The organism is Achromobacter sp. 46006 (assembly GCF_059761975.1).
Map to the genome: position 1 here is coordinate 46,961 of NZ_JCBANN010000021.1, position 17,010 is coordinate 63,970.

13 protein-coding genes are annotated in these 17,010 nt (G+C 62.6%); 11 read left to right on the plus strand and 2 right to left on the minus strand.

Features of this window, described 5'->3' with window-relative positions:
* Nucleotides 1-203 precede the first annotated feature (203 nt).
* Entirely contained in the window at nucleotides 204-1,595 is a 1,392-nt protein-coding gene (locus tag AC6LKG_RS12785) for a ClcB-like voltage-gated chloride channel protein (RefSeq protein WP_498164875.1), read from the minus strand.
* A gap of 492 nt (nucleotides 1,596-2,087) precedes the next feature.
* On the opposite strand from AC6LKG_RS12785, the gene AC6LKG_RS12790 reads away from it, so the two are divergent.
* From AC6LKG_RS12790 to AC6LKG_RS12810, 5 genes are all read left to right on the plus strand, one after another.
* Nucleotides 2,088-2,765 carry a response regulator gene (locus AC6LKG_RS12790; RefSeq protein WP_498164876.1) on the plus strand — a complete coding sequence of 226 codons (678 nt, stop codon included), beginning with the start codon at nucleotides 2,088-2,090 and terminating at the stop codon, nucleotides 2,763-2,765.
* Between the two features lie 97 nt (nucleotides 2,766-2,862).
* A complete protein-coding gene (locus tag AC6LKG_RS12795) occupies nucleotides 2,863-4,239 on the plus strand; it encodes a sensor histidine kinase (RefSeq protein WP_498164906.1) in 1,377 nt (458 codons plus the stop codon).
* Nucleotides 4,240-4,350: 111 nt separating this feature from the next.
* On the plus strand, nucleotides 4,351-5,349 hold the full coding sequence (locus tag AC6LKG_RS12800) for a Bug family tripartite tricarboxylate transporter substrate binding protein (protein WP_498164878.1): 999 nt from the start codon (nucleotides 4,351-4,353) through the stop codon (nucleotides 5,347-5,349).
* Nucleotides 5,350-5,466: 117 nt separating this feature from the next.
* Nucleotides 5,467-5,904 (plus strand): tripartite tricarboxylate transporter TctB family protein, encoded by a 438-nt coding sequence (locus AC6LKG_RS12805; protein WP_498164880.1) that lies wholly within the window; start codon nucleotides 5,467-5,469, stop codon nucleotides 5,902-5,904.
* Nucleotides 5,901-7,427, plus strand: coding sequence for a tripartite tricarboxylate transporter permease (locus AC6LKG_RS12810; RefSeq protein ID WP_498164882.1), 1,527 nt, complete (start codon nucleotides 5,901-5,903; stop codon nucleotides 7,425-7,427). Before AC6LKG_RS12805 ends, AC6LKG_RS12810 begins: the two co-directional genes overlap by 4 nt.
* Nucleotides 7,428-7,571: 144 nt before the next feature.
* Here AC6LKG_RS12810 and AC6LKG_RS12815 read toward each other — a convergent pair whose 3' ends face one another.
* On the minus strand, nucleotides 7,572-8,738 hold the full coding sequence (locus AC6LKG_RS12815; RefSeq protein ID WP_498164884.1) for a pyridoxal phosphate-dependent aminotransferase: 1,167 nt from the start codon (nucleotides 8,736-8,738) through the stop codon (nucleotides 7,572-7,574).
* Between the two features lie 113 nt (nucleotides 8,739-8,851).
* On the opposite strand from AC6LKG_RS12815, the gene AC6LKG_RS12820 reads away from it, so the two are divergent.
* The 6 genes from AC6LKG_RS12820 to AC6LKG_RS12845 all read left to right on the plus strand — a co-directional run bounded on the left by AC6LKG_RS12820 (nucleotide 8,852) and on the right by AC6LKG_RS12845 (nucleotide 16,996).
* A complete protein-coding gene (locus AC6LKG_RS12820) occupies nucleotides 8,852-9,886 on the plus strand; it encodes an AbrB family transcriptional regulator (RefSeq protein ID WP_498164885.1) in 1,035 nt (344 codons plus the stop codon).
* 231 nt (nucleotides 9,887-10,117) lie between these two features.
* Nucleotides 10,118-10,324, plus strand: coding sequence for a cold-shock protein (locus AC6LKG_RS12825; protein ID WP_006389561.1), 207 nt, complete (start codon nucleotides 10,118-10,120; stop codon nucleotides 10,322-10,324).
* Between the two features lie 2,438 nt (nucleotides 10,325-12,762).
* Entirely contained in the window at nucleotides 12,763-14,682 is a 1,920-nt protein-coding gene (mnmG, locus tag AC6LKG_RS12830) for a tRNA uridine-5-carboxymethylaminomethyl(34) synthesis enzyme MnmG (protein WP_498164887.1), read from the plus strand.
* Nucleotides 14,679-15,368 (plus strand): 16S rRNA (guanine(527)-N(7))-methyltransferase RsmG, encoded by a 690-nt coding sequence (gene rsmG, locus AC6LKG_RS12835; RefSeq protein ID WP_498164888.1) that lies wholly within the window; start codon nucleotides 14,679-14,681, stop codon nucleotides 15,366-15,368. The genes mnmG and rsmG overlap by 4 nt, the downstream gene beginning before the upstream one ends.
* Nucleotides 15,365-16,165 (plus strand): ParA family protein, encoded by an 801-nt coding sequence (locus tag AC6LKG_RS12840; RefSeq protein WP_498164890.1) that lies wholly within the window; start codon nucleotides 15,365-15,367, stop codon nucleotides 16,163-16,165. Before rsmG ends, AC6LKG_RS12840 begins: the two co-directional genes overlap by 4 nt.
* Before the next feature lie 9 nt (nucleotides 16,166-16,174).
* Complete coding sequence (locus AC6LKG_RS12845; protein WP_498164891.1) at nucleotides 16,175-16,996, plus strand: GNAT family N-acetyltransferase; 822 nt, start codon at nucleotides 16,175-16,177, stop codon at nucleotides 16,994-16,996.
* Nucleotides 16,997-17,010 lie beyond the last annotated feature (14 nt).

Here is a 17,010-nt window from a genome sequence, read left to right on the forward strand (position 1 = left end):
TGCCACAATTACCTGACACTTCCGACCCAGCCTTTCCGCGCAGCGCAACCGTCTTGGTCAAAGGCCGATCTTTCCCGCCTGGACTGATTGAATTCGCCGCTCTTGGCCTGCCCTCTTAACGCGCCTTCAGATATTTCTTTCAAAAATATATGAGCTTTTGCTCATACCTATTTTTACGACTGTTTTCGACAGAAATCCGCAATTCAGCCGCCTTTTGGCTTACCCTGCGGCAACACCGGAGCCGCCTTCAGCGCCTCGCGCGCGATACGATTGCTGGCCAGAGATTTCGCATAGACGGACTCGGGCCGGATGCGCTGCGCAATCACGAATCCGGTAATGCACGCCAGCATCAACGGCAGCATCACCTCGTAGCTCAACGTCATCTCGAAGATCATCAATATCGACATCAGCGGCGCGTGCGTCGTCGCCGCCAGTAGCGCCCCCATGCCCACGACCGCATAGCTCGACACCGCCGACAGGTCGCCGGCCGGGAACAACGCATGCAGGCCGGAACCATACAAGGCGCCGACCGCCGCGCCCACGAACAGCGTGGGCGTGAATACCCCGCCAATCGCGCCCGATCCCACGCTGGCGCCGGTGGCCACGATCTTGAACAACAGGATCGCCGCCACCGCCTGCCAGGCCCATTCCGAATGCAGCATGCTGTTGACCACGCTGTAGCCATTGCCCCAGACCTCGGGCTTGAACACCGACAGCGCGCCGACCACCAGGCCGCCAATCGCCATCTTGGTCCACAACGGCAGCGACAGGCGCCGGAACAGCGCCTTGGACGCATCGAGAAAGCGCAGGAATTGCGGCGCCACCATCCCCGCGATCAGCCCCAGCCCCAGGTAATTGGCGACCTCCCAGCCCGATACGAAATCGAACGGCGGCATGTGGAAGACCGCGTCATAGTGCAGGATCTGGCGCGTCACGATATTGGCCACCACCGACGACACCACCAGCGGCACCAATGTCGCCGAGGAGATCGCGCCATAGACGATCTCGGAAATGAACAGGGCGCCGGCGATCGGCGCGTTGTAGGCCGCGGTGATCCCCGCGGTCGCGCCACAGGCCACCAACAATCGCAGATGCCGCGGCGGCAGCACCAGGTAACGGCCTGACAGCGACGAGAACATCGCCGCCAACTGCACCATCGGCCCCTCGCGCCCGATGGAAGCACCCGAACCAATTGAAAACAAAGAAGAAATGCTGCGTGCCACGGTCTGGCGGAAACCGATCACGCCGCGCCCGATGGCAATGGCTTCCATATAGTCGGCGGCGCCACGTGGCGGCAGACGGCTGGCGGCGAGCTGCAGGATCAGCCCGGCGATCGCGCCCCCGGCGGCCGGCAGCAGGAATCGCTCCCAGGGCGCCAGGCCTCGCGCCAGGGAAACCATGCCGTGCGGCGAATCGGCGCCACCGAGCAGCATCTGGATCCAGCCCAGCAGTTCCCGAAAAATCACGGTTGCCAGGGCGCCGGCCAGTCCCATCAGGGCGGCCGCGCACAGCGTCGCGGGCAAATTGTCGGCCAGCAAACGGCCTCTCAGCCAGGTTGCCCAGGCCGGTTTCTTGATTCTGAGTTGTCGTGCCATGGGCGGATTCTACGGCGGAAACCTGCTCACTTTTTGTTCAGCCGGGCGTCAACCAGGCGAAGACGCCTCCCCCCCGCATGCGCGATTGCCACGGCGCCTCCAGGCCCCTCTAAGGCCTCCGGAAACGGCGAAAACGAGGGTAGGCAAGTATCGATTTTTCGCGGTAAAAGGGCCGCTGCCGACCCCGGTTTGGCAAGAACGGGCTGTGGATAACTCCTAAGGCGACAGGTTGTGCACATTGTGTGGAGGCAAGTTGAACAAGCCGGGCTTTTGGGCAGGGTCCGAAATCTTGTCCAACTTCGGCTCTTTTCCCACACAGAGTTCTTGCACAGCCAAAAACGGCCGCAAGTCGATGAAAAAAAACAGGTTTTCAAGGTTAAGGTAGTTATCCACAGGCCTTATTAATCATTAGTCTTTATATAAAGAGAAATACAGGGAAAAGACAAACATGCTTTCTCCTACCTCCCAGCCACACCCCCCCGGACTCCGTCCATGCGCATCCTCCTGATAGAAGACGAAGCCGAACTTGCTCGCTGGCTTTCGAGAAGCCTGGCCCGGCATGCGGGCTTCGTTGTCGAATGGGCTGATGACGGATTGATCGCCGAACGAAGGTTGGCGGTCGAAGAATTCGATGCGGTCATCCTTGACCTGGGACTTCCCGGCATGGACGGCCATACCTTGCTGGCGAAGATCCGCGCGCGAGACGACCGTACGCCGGTGCTGGTCCTGACCGCGCGCGATTCACTGGCCGAAAAAATCGGGACGCTTCATGAAGGCGCCGACGACTTTCTGCCGAAACCGTTTGTTGTGGAAGAGTTGGAAGCGCGCCTGATGGCCTTGGTGCGCCGCAGCCGTGGCCGCGAACATCCCCGGCTGGCTCTGGGAAACCTGGTTTTTGACACCGCCGCGCAGAAATTCACTGTTTCAGGACAGACTTTGCAGTTATCCCCACGTGAACACGCAGTACTGCGGGTGTTGATCCAGAAAAGCGGCGAACCCATCAACAAGCAACAGATCCTCGACCGCATCGTGACCGACGATGCCGACATCAACCTCGAGGCTATCGAGGTGCTGGTGCATCGCTTGCGCAAGAAATTGGCGGACACCGGCGTGCAGATCATCACCATGCGGGGCATGGGCTACTGCCTGGAGAACGCTGTTGACAACTAGTTTTCCGGAAAAAGCCCCGGTTTCCAGGAAAAAAACCCGCAACCGCACCCTGAAAACGCAGTTGCTCTGGTGGCTGATCCCGACGTTGGTATTGGTGATGATGGGCGCCCTGTGGCTGTCCAACCACCAACTGCGAAACCAGGTCGACATTGCCTATGACCGGTCGCTCGCTGGCGCGCTGCGCGCGATCGACCACAACATATCCACAGCCAGCGGTGGATTAGCCATGGAGCAGCCGTACCTGATGCTGGAATTCTTCGAGCTGACGGCCAATGGCAGCGTTTTCTACCGGGTGGCCACCGAGGACGGGCTGGCCGAGATCGGCCACCCTGGACTACCCATGCCGACCCAGCCGCTGGTTTCGGGCGAACCGCAGTTTTTCTACGCCACCTATCTGGGCGCGCCGGTGCGGGTTGCGGCCCTGGCCCGCGCCATGGATCCGCCGCTCTATGCAAACAAAGGGGGACGGGTTATTGTCCAGGTCGCCGAAGGCCTGGAAAGCCGCCAGGCCTTCCTGCACCAGGTGTTGCTGCGCTCGGTCGAGCGCGACCTGGCCGTGATCCTGATCAGCGTCCTGGTGATCGTTCTGGGGGTCTTTATGGCCCTGCGGCCCCTCGAACGCCTGCGCCAGGAAGTGGAAAGGCGTTCTGCGGACGATTTAAGCCCCGTCAGCGCGTCCGAGATGCCAGGGGAGGTCCTACCCCTGGTGGCGGCCGTAAACCTCCACATGGCCCGCTACGCGGCTCAGGCGAGGGTCCAGAGCCAGTTCCTGGACGACGCCTCGCACCAATTGCGTACGCCACTGTCGGTGTTGCGGACCCAGACCGCCTATGCCTTGCGCGAAACATGCCCCCAGGAGGTCCGTACAGCCCTTCTGGCGATGCAGGAGGGGTTGGACAGGGCGGTACGCACCACCAACCAGATGTTGGCCCTGGCGCGCGCTAAAGACGCTTCACTGGCCGAAGGCGGACTGGCGGCCGAACCGGTCGACCTGGCCGGGCTGGCCCATGGCGTCATCCGCGCCCTGCTGCCCACCGCCCGCGCGCGGCAGATCGACATTGGCCTGGATGCCGGTGACTCCCCAGTGCTGGTTGCGGGCGTCGACTGGCTGCTGCGCGAAGCGGTCAGCAATCTGGTCGACAACGCCATCCGCTATACCGCGCCCGGGGGCGTGGTCACCGTGGTGGTGCAGGCTGGTGGCGGTCAGGCCCGGCTGGCAGTGGAGGACAGTGGCCCGGGCATGTCGGTGGAGGACATCGCCCGGGCCGGCATCCGCTTTCGCCGCGGCGCCGCCGGCAAGAACAAGCCGGGCGCCGGCCTCGGGCTGGCCATCGTCGGCACCATTGCCGAACTGCTGGGCGCGCGGCTCGTGCTGGAAAACCGCGCGCCGCTGCCCGGCCTGCGCGCCGCGCTGGTGTTTTCCCTGGAGCCTCCCTCGAATGCTGCGTTGCATCAAGAAAATGGCGATTTTTGAAAGGGTTTGGAAAGCTTCAATTTTGTACGGTTGCATCCGCTGGACCGTGATCGGGCGGCGTACCCCCTGATCGCCAGCCATGCCCAGACCTATAAATTCGGAGACGCAAGAATGCAGACCAGCTTCAAGCTGCGCCTGGCCGCCGTCGCGGCGCTCGGCGCGATCACCCTGTCCGTGGGCGCCGCCCATGCCGCCGACGAGCCGCGCCGGCCTGAATGCATCGCGCCGGCCCAGCCCGGCGGCGGCTTTGACCTGACCTGCCGCCTGGCCACCGAGGGACTGAAGCAGAGCGGGGCGCTCAAGAGCGCCATGCGCATCGTCTACATGCCCGGCGGCATCGGCGCAGTGGCCTACAACAACATCGTTGCGCAGCATCCCAACGAGCCCGGCACCATCGTCGCGTTCTCGGGCGGATCGCTGCTGAACCTGGCGCAGGGCAAGTTCGGCAAATACAACGTCGATGACGTGCGCTGGCTGGCCGCCATCGGCACCGACTATGGCGTGGCCGTGGTGCGCAATGATTCGCCGTACACCGATCTGAAGGGCCTGATGGAAGCCTTCAAGCAGGATCCGACCAAGATCGTGCTGGGCGCCGGCGGCACCGTCGGCAGCCAGGATTGGATGAAGGCCGCGCTGACCGCCAAGGCGGCCGGCGTCGACTTCAAGAAGATGCGCTTCGTGGCCTTCGAAGGCGGCGGCGAGGCCGTGACGGCGCTGCGCGGCGGCCATATCCAGGCCTACATGGGCGATGCGGCCGAGGCCTTCACCATGCTCGAGGGCGGCGCCCCCATCCGCGTGCTGGCGGTGTTCAACGACCAGCGCCTGCCGGGCAAGCTGGGCACCGTGCCGACCGCGAAAGAGCAGGGCTACGACATTGTCTGGCCCATCATCCGCGGGTTCTACGTTGGTCCCAAGGTGTCGGACGCCGATTACCAGTTCTGGGTCGACGCCTTCAACCGTGTCGCCGCCGCGCCCGAATTCGCCAAGTTGCGCGAACAGCAGGGCCTGTTCCCCTTCAACAAGACCGGCCCGGACCTGGACGCCTACGTGAAGGATCAGGTCAAGAAGTACGCCGAATTGGCCGACAGCTTCGGCCTGATCAAGAAATAAGCCGCGAGGCTTGCCTTCCGATCGCGCGGGGTTGCCCGCAGCTTGCGCCGCCGGCCGATGCCGGCGGCCAGGGCGGGTGCGCGCCGCGCGGTCCCCTTTACCAACGGAACGCTGATCATGAACGATCGAACTCTGGGCATCGCGGCGCTTGCGCTGGCGGCCTTCATGACCTGGGCGGGATGGGGCATCGAAGCGCCGTTCGCCTATGAGCCGGTGGGCCCACGCGCCTTCCCGCTGCTGCTGGCGCTGATCATCGGCCTGTGCGGACTGCGCCTGGCCTACAAGGGGGGCAACGCGGTTGAACCGAACCCCGCCGGAGCCAACGGCCGCATCGTGTTGATGGTGGCTTTCGCCACTGCCTACGCATTCCTGTTCCAGTGGCTCGGCTTCGTCATTGCGACGGCGTTGATGACGGTGTTCGTCGGCCGGCTGTTCGGCGGCGGCTGGGTCAAGTGCGCCATCGGCGGGCTCGTCATGAGCGCTTTCTTTTTCGTCCTGTTCGACAAGGTGCTGGACGTGGTGCTGCCCGGTGGGCTGCTGGAGAATCTGATATGAGCGGCATTCTTGATCATCTGGCGATCGGCTTCGGCGTGGCGTTCTCCTGGACCAACATCCTGGTGGCGGCGATTGGTTCGTTCTTTGGCACCATGGTTGGCGTGCTGCCGGGCCTGGGGCCGATCAACGGCGTAGCGATGCTGATCCCGATCGCATTCGCCATGAACCTGCCGCCCGAGACCGCGCTGATCCTGCTGGCGGCCGTATATGTGGGCGCCGAGTATGGCGGGCGCATTACCTCGATCCTGCTGAACGTGCCCGGCGAGGCCAGCGCCATCATGACCACGCTGGACGGCTATCCGCTGGCGCGCCAGGGCCTGGCCAACGTGGCGTTGTCGCTGTCGGCCTGGTCGGCGTTCTTCGGCGCCATCGTATCGGTGGTCGGCATCATCCTGTTGGCGCCGTTACTGGCCAGGTGGGCGCTGGCCTTTGGCCCGGCCGAATACTTCGTGCTGATGGTGTTTGCCTTCTGCTGCCTCACCAGCCTGCTGGGCAAGCAACCTGTCAAGGGCGTGCTGGCGGCCATGATAGGCCTGTCGATCTCGGTGATCGGCGTCGATGCAAACTCCGGCGTGTATCGCTACACCTTCGATTCCGTGCACCTGGCCGATGGGATCGATTTCGTGGTGGTGGTGATCGCCTTGTTCGCGGTCAGCGAGATGCTGGAAATGCTCGAGAAAGTGGCGGCGGGCCAGAGTGTCGAGGTCAAGTCCAGCGGCCGCAAATTGTTCAACCTGAAGGAACTGGCGTTTACCTGGTGGAGCGTGGTGCGCAGTGCCTTCGTCGGCTTCGGCGTGGGCGTGCTGCCCGGCGCGGGCGCCAGTGTCGCCGCGGCCGTGGCGTACTCGCAGGAAAAGCGCATCATCGAGGCCAAGGACCCCGATGCCAAATTCGGCAAGGGCGATATGCGCGGCCTGGTCGCTCCGGAAGCGGCTGCCACCTCGTCGGCCATCGGTTCGTTCGTGCCGATGCTGACGCTGGGCGTGCCGGGGTCGGGCACGACGGCGGTGATGATGGGGGCGCTGACGCTCTACAACATCACGCCGGGGCCGGTGCTGTTCGACACCAAGCCGGAGCTGGTGTGGGGCCTGATTGCCTCGCTGTTCGTGGCCAATGTGCTGTTGTTCGTCATGAATGTGCCGATGGTCCGCCTGTTCTCGAAGGTGCTTTCGGTGCCGGGCTGGCTGATGGTGCCAGGCATCCTGTGCATCAGCTATATCGGCGTGTACGCGATCAACGCCGGGACCTTCGATCTGTTGCTGGTGGCCGGCATCGGTACGCTGGGTTATTTCCTGCGCAAGTTCGGCGTGCCGATGGCGCCACTGGTGCTGGGCGTGGTGCTGGGTGACATGATGGAACAGAACTTGCGCCGCGCCTTGTCGATCACCGATGGCAATGTGTCGGTGCTGTTTGGCAGCCCGGTTGCCATCGGGCTGTGGATCGCCGCGGCCGCGGTAGTGGTGGTGCCGCAGTTGCTGCGCCGCATGCGCAAGACCAGGAAGGTTGCCGCCGAATCGGTGTGACGCCGGCTGGCGCAGGCCCGCCCGTCAGGGCCGGCGGGCCCGCCTTGCGTGACGGCACCGGTTATTGCACAGGAGCGCTGCGGCGCTCCTTTTTTTTCGGCCGGAGAAATCCGCCCGGTGGCAGGGAAACGCCGGCGCTCACCGTCAGACCTGTGCCAATCGTTCCAGTGCCGCGTCCAGCGTGGCGTCTTGCTTGGCGAAGCAGAAGCGCACGATGCGATGATTCGACTCGGCCGCATCGGGCCGTTGATAGAAAGCGGAAACCGGTATCACCGTCACGCCGTGGCGCACCGTGAGATCGCGGGCGAAGTCGGCTTCGTCCTGCCTGGAGATCTCGCTGTAATCCGCCAGCAGGAAGAACGTGCCGGGACTGGGCAGGGGCTTGAAGCGTGTATTGGCCAGGCCTTGCGCCAGGCGGTCGCGCTTGGCCTGGTAAAAGGCAGGCAGGGCCAGATAGGGCTTGGGATCGCGCATGAACTCGGCGAGCGCGAACTGCATCGGCGATGGCACCGTGAACACCATGAACTGGTGCACTTTGCGCAATTCGGCGCTGAGCTGGCGCGGCGCGCAGCAGTAGCCGATCTTCCAGCCGGTGGTGTGGTAGGTCTTGCCGAACGATGAGATGACGAAAGCATGTTCGGCCAGCACCGGACGGCGCGCCACGCTCGCATGCGGCTTGCCGTCGAACACGATGTGTTCATAGACCTCGTCCGACACCAGCAGCACGCCGGTATCGCGCACGATGGCTTCGAGCGCATCGAGGTCGCTATCGTCCAGCACGGCGCCTGTCGGGTTATGCGGAAAGTTCAGCATCAACAGGCGGGTCTTGGACGTGATGGCATCGCGCACGCGCTGCCAATCGATGCGGTAGTACGGATCGTCCGCCGTCGGCGCGCGCAGCGGCACCGGCACGGCGGTGCCGCCGGCCAGCCGGATGGCCGGCAGGTACGAGTCGTAGCAAGGCTCGATGACGACGACCTCGTCGCCGCTGCCGACGGCGGCCAGCACCGTGGCCATGAGCGCTTCGGTCGCGCCGCTGGTGACGGTGATTTCGGTTTCGGGATCATAGGCGTGGCCGTACAGGGCCTGCGCCTTGGCGGCGATGGCCTGGCGCAGCGGCGCCACGCCGGGCATGTAGGGATACTGGTTGTGGCCTTCTGCCATGGCCTTGGTGACCAGCGCGCACAGGGCAGGATCGGGGTCGAAGTCCGGAAAGCCCTGTCCCAGGTTGATGGCCTGGTGTTCGATGGCCAGGCGGCTCATGACGGTGAAGATGGTGGTGCCGACGTCGGGAAGTTTGGATCGGATCATGGTGGACGCGAAATGGAACGCGGTGTGTGCGCGAGAGTTTTCGTAAGTATCCCACTAACTCATAATTCGGGATTCTCATGAGCTTATGGCGTGGGCATAGCGTGGCGCAAAACATGTGGTGCAGGATTCTGGCCGGGCTGGCGATCGCATTGGCCGGCGCGTTGTTGGCGGTATGGGCGCATATGCCGTTGCCGTGGATGCTGGGGGCGCTGTTGCTGACGGCGGCTGTGCGCATCGCCGGGGGCGGCACGGTGTGCCCGCGGCCGGCGCGCAATGCGGGGCAATGGGTCATCGGCACGTCGCTGGGCCTGTACTTCACGCCCCAGGTGATCGGGCATATCGGCGGCAATGCCGGTCCCATCATCGTCGGCATGTTGTTCGCGCTGGGGCTGGCGTTTCTCGGCACGGCGCTGTTGCGGCGCTACACCGACGCCGATTTCAAGACCGCGTGGTTCGCCTCGGCGATCGGCGGCGCCAGCGAAATGGCCAGCCTGGCCGAACGCCACGGCGCCCGTATCGATCGCGTGGCAACGGCGCACAGTGTGCGTGTATTGCTGGTGGTCGTGACGGTGCCGTTCATCTTCCAATGGTGGGGCGTGGCGGGCCTGGATCCGACCGTGCCAGGGCCACGTACGGTGGACAGCGCCGGCCTGGCGGCGCTGGTCGCCTTGACGTGTTTCGGCGGTTTGCTTTTCATGAAACTGCGCTGGCCCAATCCCTGGGTGCTGGGCCCGATGCTGGTTGCGATGACGCTGACCGCATGCGACATAGAACTTTCGGCCTTGCCCGACTATGTGCCGAAGATCGGGCAATTGCTTATCGGTTGGTCGCTGGGCGACCGCTACCGGCCAGACTTTTTCCGCGCGGCGCCGCGTTTCATCGCGGTGGTGGCGGCCTTCACCTTGGTGGCATTGGGGTTGGCCTTTGGCCTGGGTGCCTTGCTGTCGTGGTGGTCCGCCGCGCCCATGCCGACCTTGATCCTGGGGACGACGCCAGGTGGCATTGCCGAAATGGCGATCACGGCCAAGGTGCTGCAATTGGGCGTGCCGGTGGTCACCGCGTTTCACGTGACGCGCATGGTATTTGTGGTGCTTGTCACCGGCCCGCTATACGCGTGGCTGGCGCGGCGCCAGGCAAATTCCGCGTAGCGGTACTACGCTGCCAGTCAGAAAAATACGACATTGGGGAAAACAACAATATGAGGCTGTAATGGTGGATGAGTATGCTGATTCCGCAGTTGATTCAAGCAGCGCGCGGTCTCGTCCGCCGCTTTTGCGGCATGCGAGAACGCAGCAGCAACGCAGGTATCCCTACCGGTCGTTCAGTTCTCACGGCGTCCTTGATTCATTGCATCTCGTTAATTACAGGACGCTAGGAAAATGGCTCAGAAGGGCAAAGTTAAGTGGTTCAACGCTGACAAGGGTTACGGTTTCATTACGCCGGACGCCGGCGGTACCGATGTTTTCGCACACTTTTCCGCCATCCAGGGCCGCGGCTATCGCAGCCTGAACGAAGGGCAGGAAGTCGAATTCGAAGTCAAGGATGGTCCGAAAGGACCTCAAGCGGCCGAAATTCGCCCGCTCTAAATCGGGAAATCCCAATTTCCCGTCGGCCAGGCAAGACCTGGTCACAACGCCCCAGAACCTAAAGGTCTGGGGCGTTGTTTCATTGGGGCTGTGATCTGCCGGCGCCTTTTCGATCATTTGTTAGTGCTTACTAACTTATTCTCTTACCTTGGATAAGTTTGTGGATAATTATTTTCGCACGCGTTGATTTCATTGCGCAGCATTGAAGCAGGGCTCTACCGTGGCGGCGGTTTTGCACATTTTCATGACTGAGTCCAGATCCGGTCTTGATCTCGTTGGACGAGGGGATCGGCCACCTTCGGCTCCGAGTTGTTTTTGGGGAAACATGGATTTTCCCTAGTAAATTCGGGCCCTTACCGCGTTTTATATGAAGCTTGGCGGCAGCGGCCGCCACGGCCAGCGCGGCGCTGAGAGTGCGGCCGAGCTTGGTATTGGCCGTTTCGAGCGTGGTTGTTCACAGAGATATCCCCACCACGGTTATACACAGGATGACACTTGGGATAGCCAAAAGGCGGGTGCCCAGCCTGTGGATAGAAATGGGGATATTCATGTCGGGACGTGTCCGGCAGACGGGGGCAGCGAGTCCCTGCCAGCGATTGGCCACCGTCATGGGGAACGATTTTGCCGACGGGATTAGGCGACGGTGGCTTTACCCCGGGCGGCGGCGCGGCAGGGTTTTCCACAGCCGGGTGGTGGTGGCGCTTGCGGCCGACCGAAGTGCCTCGGTCGAAAGGATGATGGCGTGGCCAGGCCTATGCGGGCAAGATGAGCATGGGGTAGCGCTTGCTGCGGTATGCCACTGGCATCGAGCCCGTGCCTGGCCCCGGTATGCTGATTGTGGAAAACGCCAGGTGAACGCATGCGGCGGTTTGACTGAAGCGTTGCGCCGAAGTTCCTTATCGCATCGATAGCCTGGGCTTATCCACATTTTTGTCCACTGTTGTGCCTGGGATCATGGCGACCGGATGGCACGCTTTATCTGCTCTGTGCGGCGAACGGTCCGCGCATTGCCGAGCCGGATTTCCCTGGGGCGAAATTGCGGTTTTGTGTGTTTTCCTGAATCTGGGTAATTGTCGCTGCAGCCAGGTGCTGCACTAGATATCCAAATCTGGGCCGATGGATTGCACGTCCTCCAGGCAAGTTATCCCCAACGTTGTTCCACGTGGAACCGTCGTGACGCGGGCATGTGAATGTCACTGTTGATAAGTCGCGGAGCGTGGCCTGGCTGTGAATAGCTTGTTAGACCGCGCCGATGGGCTTTGCTCTTTTTCAACGAAAGAAGCCATTTGGGCAATCTGGCCTGCGGGATCTAGGGATGTCGGGCATCCGTCGAAGAGGCTTTCGTTGACCTGCTCGCTTATCCCTGGACTCCTTTGTGCTGGGTGGTGCTAGCGATATTTTTGGCCCATCCCGCTAGCGGTTCAGTGTTTCAACAGAATGACCGTACCCGGCCCAGCGGCCTTGACCGGCACCGGCTTGGCCGTTTGCCAGCTGCGGGTGTGGGGAGGCAAGTTCGGGCATACAGGCGGCCGTTCGACCATGGAAATTTATTGGCTTTCCAAGGGTAGGGGTAGGGTAGGGCGGAAAAAGTCACACTATTCCTAGAACTTGCGAGAAGCATGTCATCGTTGGGCCGAGGCGTAGCGTCTTTGAATCGCAGCCGGATCTCCGATTGAACCTCATACTCGGGTGCCGTTTCTTACCGAGCGGTCTGGCTGGATAGCGTGTTTCACGTGGAACAACTCGTATATTGAGTTCGGTGCCCAAGCTTCTTGGAAGGTTCGCTCAGACCGACGTTGGGTACTTGGAGTGAAAGAGGGGGCAGATGGCATCCCTCCCCCGAATTCTTGGGATACCAAGAGCGTGCCCATTTTCCTTTTGTTGAAGGGTAGAGTCCATTGGCTCTGCGGTGTGCTTCTCGTGGAATGGGTAGACCGAGAAGTTTTCTTTCGTACAAGGTTAGGTGTGCCGTCGTGCTCATATCAATGTTCCACGTGGAACATAGGGGTAGCAGCGAAAGAGCATTAACAGGACGCCAAGTGGTAGTCATGACCCATTCTGCCGCTTCCAACCGTGCGCTGATCGAAATGCTAGATGTTTCACGTGAAACATCATGAGGAGAACCTGATCTGCGGATGTTCCACGTGAAACACCACGGAACAGCGGCAGATGCCGACATATTTGAGCTGCATTTCGCCTCGAGAACCCAGGTCGGCTTCTGATCTGTCTCGCACCGATGGTTCACCTCGTCGTCTGCCGATGGCGCCAGCGGCACACCCCTGGGCCCCGACGCCTCCATTCCCGCACGGCGTTGTCATTTCGCACGCACGGAGCCGTTCATCACGATGCTTTACGTGGTCGGGCCATGTTTCACGTGAAACATGCCAACCCTGCCTCTATAATGAGCACCGAACGCTCTCTTATCTTTTCCCCCCATCATGGATTATCCCCGCGAATTCGATGTCATCGTCGTCGGAGGCGGTCACGCCGGTACCGAAGCGGCGTTGGCTGCGGCACGCACAGGTGCCCAGACGCTGCTCCTGACCCATAACATCGAAACCCTAGGCCAAATGTCCTGCAATCCCTCCATCGGCGGGATCGGCAAGGGGCATCTCGTCAAAGAAGTCGACGCTCTCGGTGGCGCCATGGCATTGGCCACCGATGAAGCGGGGATCCAATTCCGTATCCTGAATAGCTCCAAGGGGCCTGCCGTCCGGGCGACGCGCGCACAGGCCGATCGGGTTCTGTACCGCAAAGCGATTCGGAGCCGCCTCGAAAATCAGCCCAATCTGTGGCTGTTCCAGCAGGCGGTGGAAGATCTGATGGTGGAGGGCGACCGTGTGGTCGGCGCGGTAACCCAAGTCGGCTTGAAGTTCCGGGCCAAGACCGTAGTCCTCACTGCGGGCACCTTCCTGAATGGCCTGATCCACGTGGGCTTGCAGAACTATTCCGGTGGCCGTGCCGGTGATCCTCCCGCCATTTCCCTCGGTCAGCGCCTGAAGGAATTGCAGTTGCCGCAAGGGCGCCTGAAGACTGGAACGCCGCCGCGCATCGATGGCCGCAGCATCAACTACAGCATCCTCGAAGAACAACCGGGCGACCTGGACCCAGTGCCGGTGTTCTCGTACCTGGGCAACGTGGCAATGCATCCGCGCCAACTGCCGTGCTGGATCACGCATACCAATGCCCGTACCCACGACATCATTCGTGGCGGCCTCGACCGTTCGCCGATGTACAGTGGCGTTATCGAAGGCGTGGGTCCGCGCTACTGCCCGTCGATCGAAGACAAGATCCACCGCTTCGCCGACAAGGAATCTCACCAGGTGTTCCTGGAGCCGGAAGGGCTGGACACGCATGAGGTCTATCCCAATGGCGTCTCAACCAGCCTGCCATTCGACGTGCAGTTGGCGCTGATCCATTCCTTGCCCGGCCTGGAGAACGCACACATCCTGCGCCCTGGCTATGCCATCGAGTACGACTACTTCGATCCACGTGGATTGAAGAGCACGCTGGAAACCAAGGCGATCGCCGGCCTCTATTTTGCCGGCCAGATCAATGGCACGACCGGCTACGAAGAGGCCGCTGCCCAGGGGCTGTTGGCTGGCGTCAACGCCGCGCTATCGGCGCTGGATCGGGAACAGTGGACGCCACGGCGCGACGAAGCCTACCTGGGCGTGCTGGTCGATGATCTGGTCACGCGCGGTGTGACCGAGCCGTATCGCATGTTCACCTCGCGCGCCGAATATCGCTTGAGCCTGCGCGAAGACAATGCCGATCTGCGCTTGACCGAGATCGGCCGCCAGTTGGGCATCGTCGACGATATCCGCTGGGATGCCTTCAACCGCAAACGCGATGCGGTCGCTGCCGAAGTCGAACGCCTCAAGTCATCCTGGGTCAATCCGCGACTGCTGCCGCAAGAAGTGGCCGAACCGCTCCTGGGCAAGGCTATTGAACGTGAGTACTCACTAGCAGATTTGTTGAAACGACCCAATGTTTCCTATGAAGCCTTGATGGCCGCTCGCAATACCGATGGCACGCTGCTGGCCGGTCCTGGCGTGGCGGCCGACGAGGTCTTGGCAGAGCAGGTCGAGATCCAGGTGAAATACGCCGGCTACATTGCCCGCCAGCAGGACGAAGTGCAGAAGCAGATCGCGCACGAACAACAGCGGATTCCGGCGGACGTCGATTACGACGCCGTGACCAGCCTGTCGTTCGAAGTACGCCAGAAGCTCAAGACGCACCGGCCCGAGACCATCGGCCAGGCCGGCCGCATCTCCGGCGTGACGCCGGCGGCCATCTCGCTATTGCTTATCCACCTGAAGCGCCTGCACTACGGCTCGCGCAAGCAAGCCGCATGAGCGCCCAAACCAACCCGGCCGGCGCGGACATGGCCGGCCGCCTGGCCCATGCCTTCGAGCAACTGGGCCTGCAGGCCGACGCCGCGACCGCCGCCAAGCTGCTCGATTACCTGGCGCAAATGCAGCGCTGGAACCGCACCTACAACCTGACCGCGATCCGTGACCCGCAACAGATGCTGGTGCAGCACCTGTTCGACAGCCTGGCCGCGGTGGGCCCGTTCAGCGCGGCGCTGGGTGCGCCCGGCACGCCCGCCAAGGTATACGACGTCGGTTCCGGTGGCGGCCTGCCGGGCGTGGTCCTGGCCGTCATGCGGCCCGAGTGGTCGGTAACCTGCATCGACGCCGTGGAAAAGAAAACCGCCTTCGTCCGGCAGATGAGCGGCGCCTTGGCGCTGCCCAACCTGCAGGCGCGTCATGCGCGCATCGAGACGCTGGAACCTGCCGGTTGCAACATTGTGACGTCGCGCGCCTTCGCCTCCTTGGAGGATTTTGCGATGCTCGCGGGCAGACATGTGGGCAACGATGGTACCCTCATCGCCATGAAGGGCAAGGTCCCTGATGATGAGATCCAGGCGCTGCACGCGCGTGGGGAATGGCAGGTCGACCATATTCAGCCGCTCCAGGTACCGGAGCTGCAAGCGGAACGCTGCCTGATCTGGATGCGCCGCAGTCAAGGAACCCTATGAAGAACTTACCCCCCAGCTCGACCGCCCGCGTTTTCTGCATCGCCAACCAGAAGGGCGGCGTCGGCAAGACGACCACCGCCATCAACCTGGCGGCCGGGCTGGCCACGCACAAGCAACGCGTGCTGCTGGTGGATCTGGACCCACAAGGCAACGCCACCATGGGCAGCGGCATCGACAAGAATTCGCTCGAGTCGAACCTGTACCAGGTGCTGATCGGCGAAGCCACCATCGAACAGGCCCGCGTGCGTTCGGAATCGGGTGGCTACGACGTGCTGCCCGCCAACCGCGAGCTTTCCGGCGCCGAAATCGACCTGGTGCAGATGGATGAGCGCGAACGTCAGCTAAAGGCCGCCATCGACACCGTCGGCAGCCAATACGATTTCGTGCTGATCGACTGCCCGCCCACGCTGTCGCTGCTGACCTTGAACGGCTTGGCCGCGGCGCACGGGGTCATCATTCCCATGCAGTGCGAGTACTTCGCGCTTGAAGGATTGTCGGACCTGGTCAATACCATCAAGCGTGTGCATCGCAATATCAATGACGACCTGCGCGTCATCGGCTTGCTGCGCGTGATGTTCGATCCGCGCATGACGCTGCAACAGCAAGTGTCGGCGCAGCTCGAATCGCACTTCGGCGACAAGGTCTTCAAGACGGTCGTGCCGCGTAACGTGCGCCTGGCCGAAGCGCCCAGCTACGGCATGCCCGGCGTGATCTACGACCGGTCGTCGCGTGGCGCCCAGGCGTATATCTCGTTTGGCGCCGAAATGATCGAACGCGTCCGCGAACTCAACCAATAAGCCCGCCGCATGTCCGCCGTAACGCGCCTGTCCCCGAACCCGAGCCGCCTGCGTACGCCGTCCGCCGACGTGCGGGACGCGCTGCGCGTGCGACTGGAAGAGGCCGCGCTCAATGCCACGGCGGTGCGCGCGCAGGTGCTTTATGATGGCTGGCTGGTGCGGTTCGCGCCATCGTTGGCCAAACGGGTACGCAGCATCAACGTGCTGGGGTTATCCACACGTCCGCTTGATGAGCGGCTGGCGTATTGTTCAACGTTGTACGCGCGCCATGGCTTGCCCATGGTGTTGCGCCTGACCTCCATCGGCCCCGATTTCGCCCTGGACGCCGAACTCGCCTCCCGGGGCTACCTCCTTACCGAAGAGACCCGAGTCATGAGCATGCCGCTCGCCCTACGGCCGTCCGCCAGGGGCGATCTGCTTTTCAGGACAGTGGACGCTGCCCGTTTCGCGGCGGCGGTCGGACGCATGCGCGCATCCCGTCCCGAGCATATTGCCGAACACCAGGCACGGCTGGAAGGGCTCGCTGTGGATATCCTGCCGGTACTGGCCTTCGATGCCGCCGGTGCCTGCGTGGCGGGTGGCATGGCCGTGCGCGACGGCGACCTGGCAGGCCTGTTCGACGTGGTGACGGACCCGGCGCAGCGGCGCAAGGGGCATGCCGCGATGCTGGTCGACCATCTGCTGGCGTTGTGCGTCGAAGACGGCGCCACCACGGCCTACCTGCAGGTGGAGCCTCAAAACACCGCCGCGCGCGCTTTATATGGCCGTTACGGTTTCAAAGACTGTTACGCGTATTGGTACCGCCTGCCCGCCGAGCAGGCGGCCGCCTGAGCCCGGTTCGGGAT

What these genes read in the sequence shown, in the direction of transcription:
- AC6LKG_RS12790 (WP_498164876.1), top strand. Translation starts at nt 2,088, where the DNA reads ATGCGCATCCTCCTGATAGAAGACGAAGCCGAACTTGCTCGCTGGCTT.
- AC6LKG_RS12845 (WP_498164891.1), top strand. Translation starts at nt 16,175, where the DNA reads ATGTCCGCCGTAACGCGCCTGTCCCCGAACCCGAGCCGCCTGCGTACG.
- mnmG (WP_498164887.1), top strand. Translation starts at nt 12,763, where the DNA reads ATGGATTATCCCCGCGAATTCGATGTCATCGTCGTCGGAGGCGGTCAC.
- AC6LKG_RS12810 (WP_498164882.1), top strand. Translation starts at nt 5,901, where the DNA reads ATGAGCGGCATTCTTGATCATCTGGCGATCGGCTTCGGCGTGGCGTTC.
- rsmG (WP_498164888.1), top strand. Translation starts at nt 14,679, where the DNA reads ATGAGCGCCCAAACCAACCCGGCCGGCGCGGACATGGCCGGCCGCCTG.
- AC6LKG_RS12805 (WP_498164880.1), top strand. Translation starts at nt 5,467, where the DNA reads ATGAACGATCGAACTCTGGGCATCGCGGCGCTTGCGCTGGCGGCCTTC.
- AC6LKG_RS12825 (WP_006389561.1), top strand. Translation starts at nt 10,118, where the DNA reads ATGGCTCAGAAGGGCAAAGTTAAGTGGTTCAACGCTGACAAGGGTTAC.
- AC6LKG_RS12840 (WP_498164890.1), top strand. Translation starts at nt 15,365, where the DNA reads ATGAAGAACTTACCCCCCAGCTCGACCGCCCGCGTTTTCTGCATCGCC.
- AC6LKG_RS12795 (WP_498164906.1), top strand. Translation starts at nt 2,863, where the DNA reads ATGATGGGCGCCCTGTGGCTGTCCAACCACCAACTGCGAAACCAGGTC.
- AC6LKG_RS12785 (WP_498164875.1), bottom strand. Translation starts at nt 1,595, where the DNA reads ATGGCACGACAACTCAGAATCAAGAAACCGGCCTGGGCAACCTGGCTG.
- AC6LKG_RS12800 (WP_498164878.1), top strand. Translation starts at nt 4,351, where the DNA reads ATGCAGACCAGCTTCAAGCTGCGCCTGGCCGCCGTCGCGGCGCTCGGC.
- AC6LKG_RS12815 (WP_498164884.1), bottom strand. Translation starts at nt 8,738, where the DNA reads ATGATCCGATCCAAACTTCCCGACGTCGGCACCACCATCTTCACCGTC.
- AC6LKG_RS12820 (WP_498164885.1), top strand. Translation starts at nt 8,852, where the DNA reads ATGTGGTGCAGGATTCTGGCCGGGCTGGCGATCGCATTGGCCGGCGCG.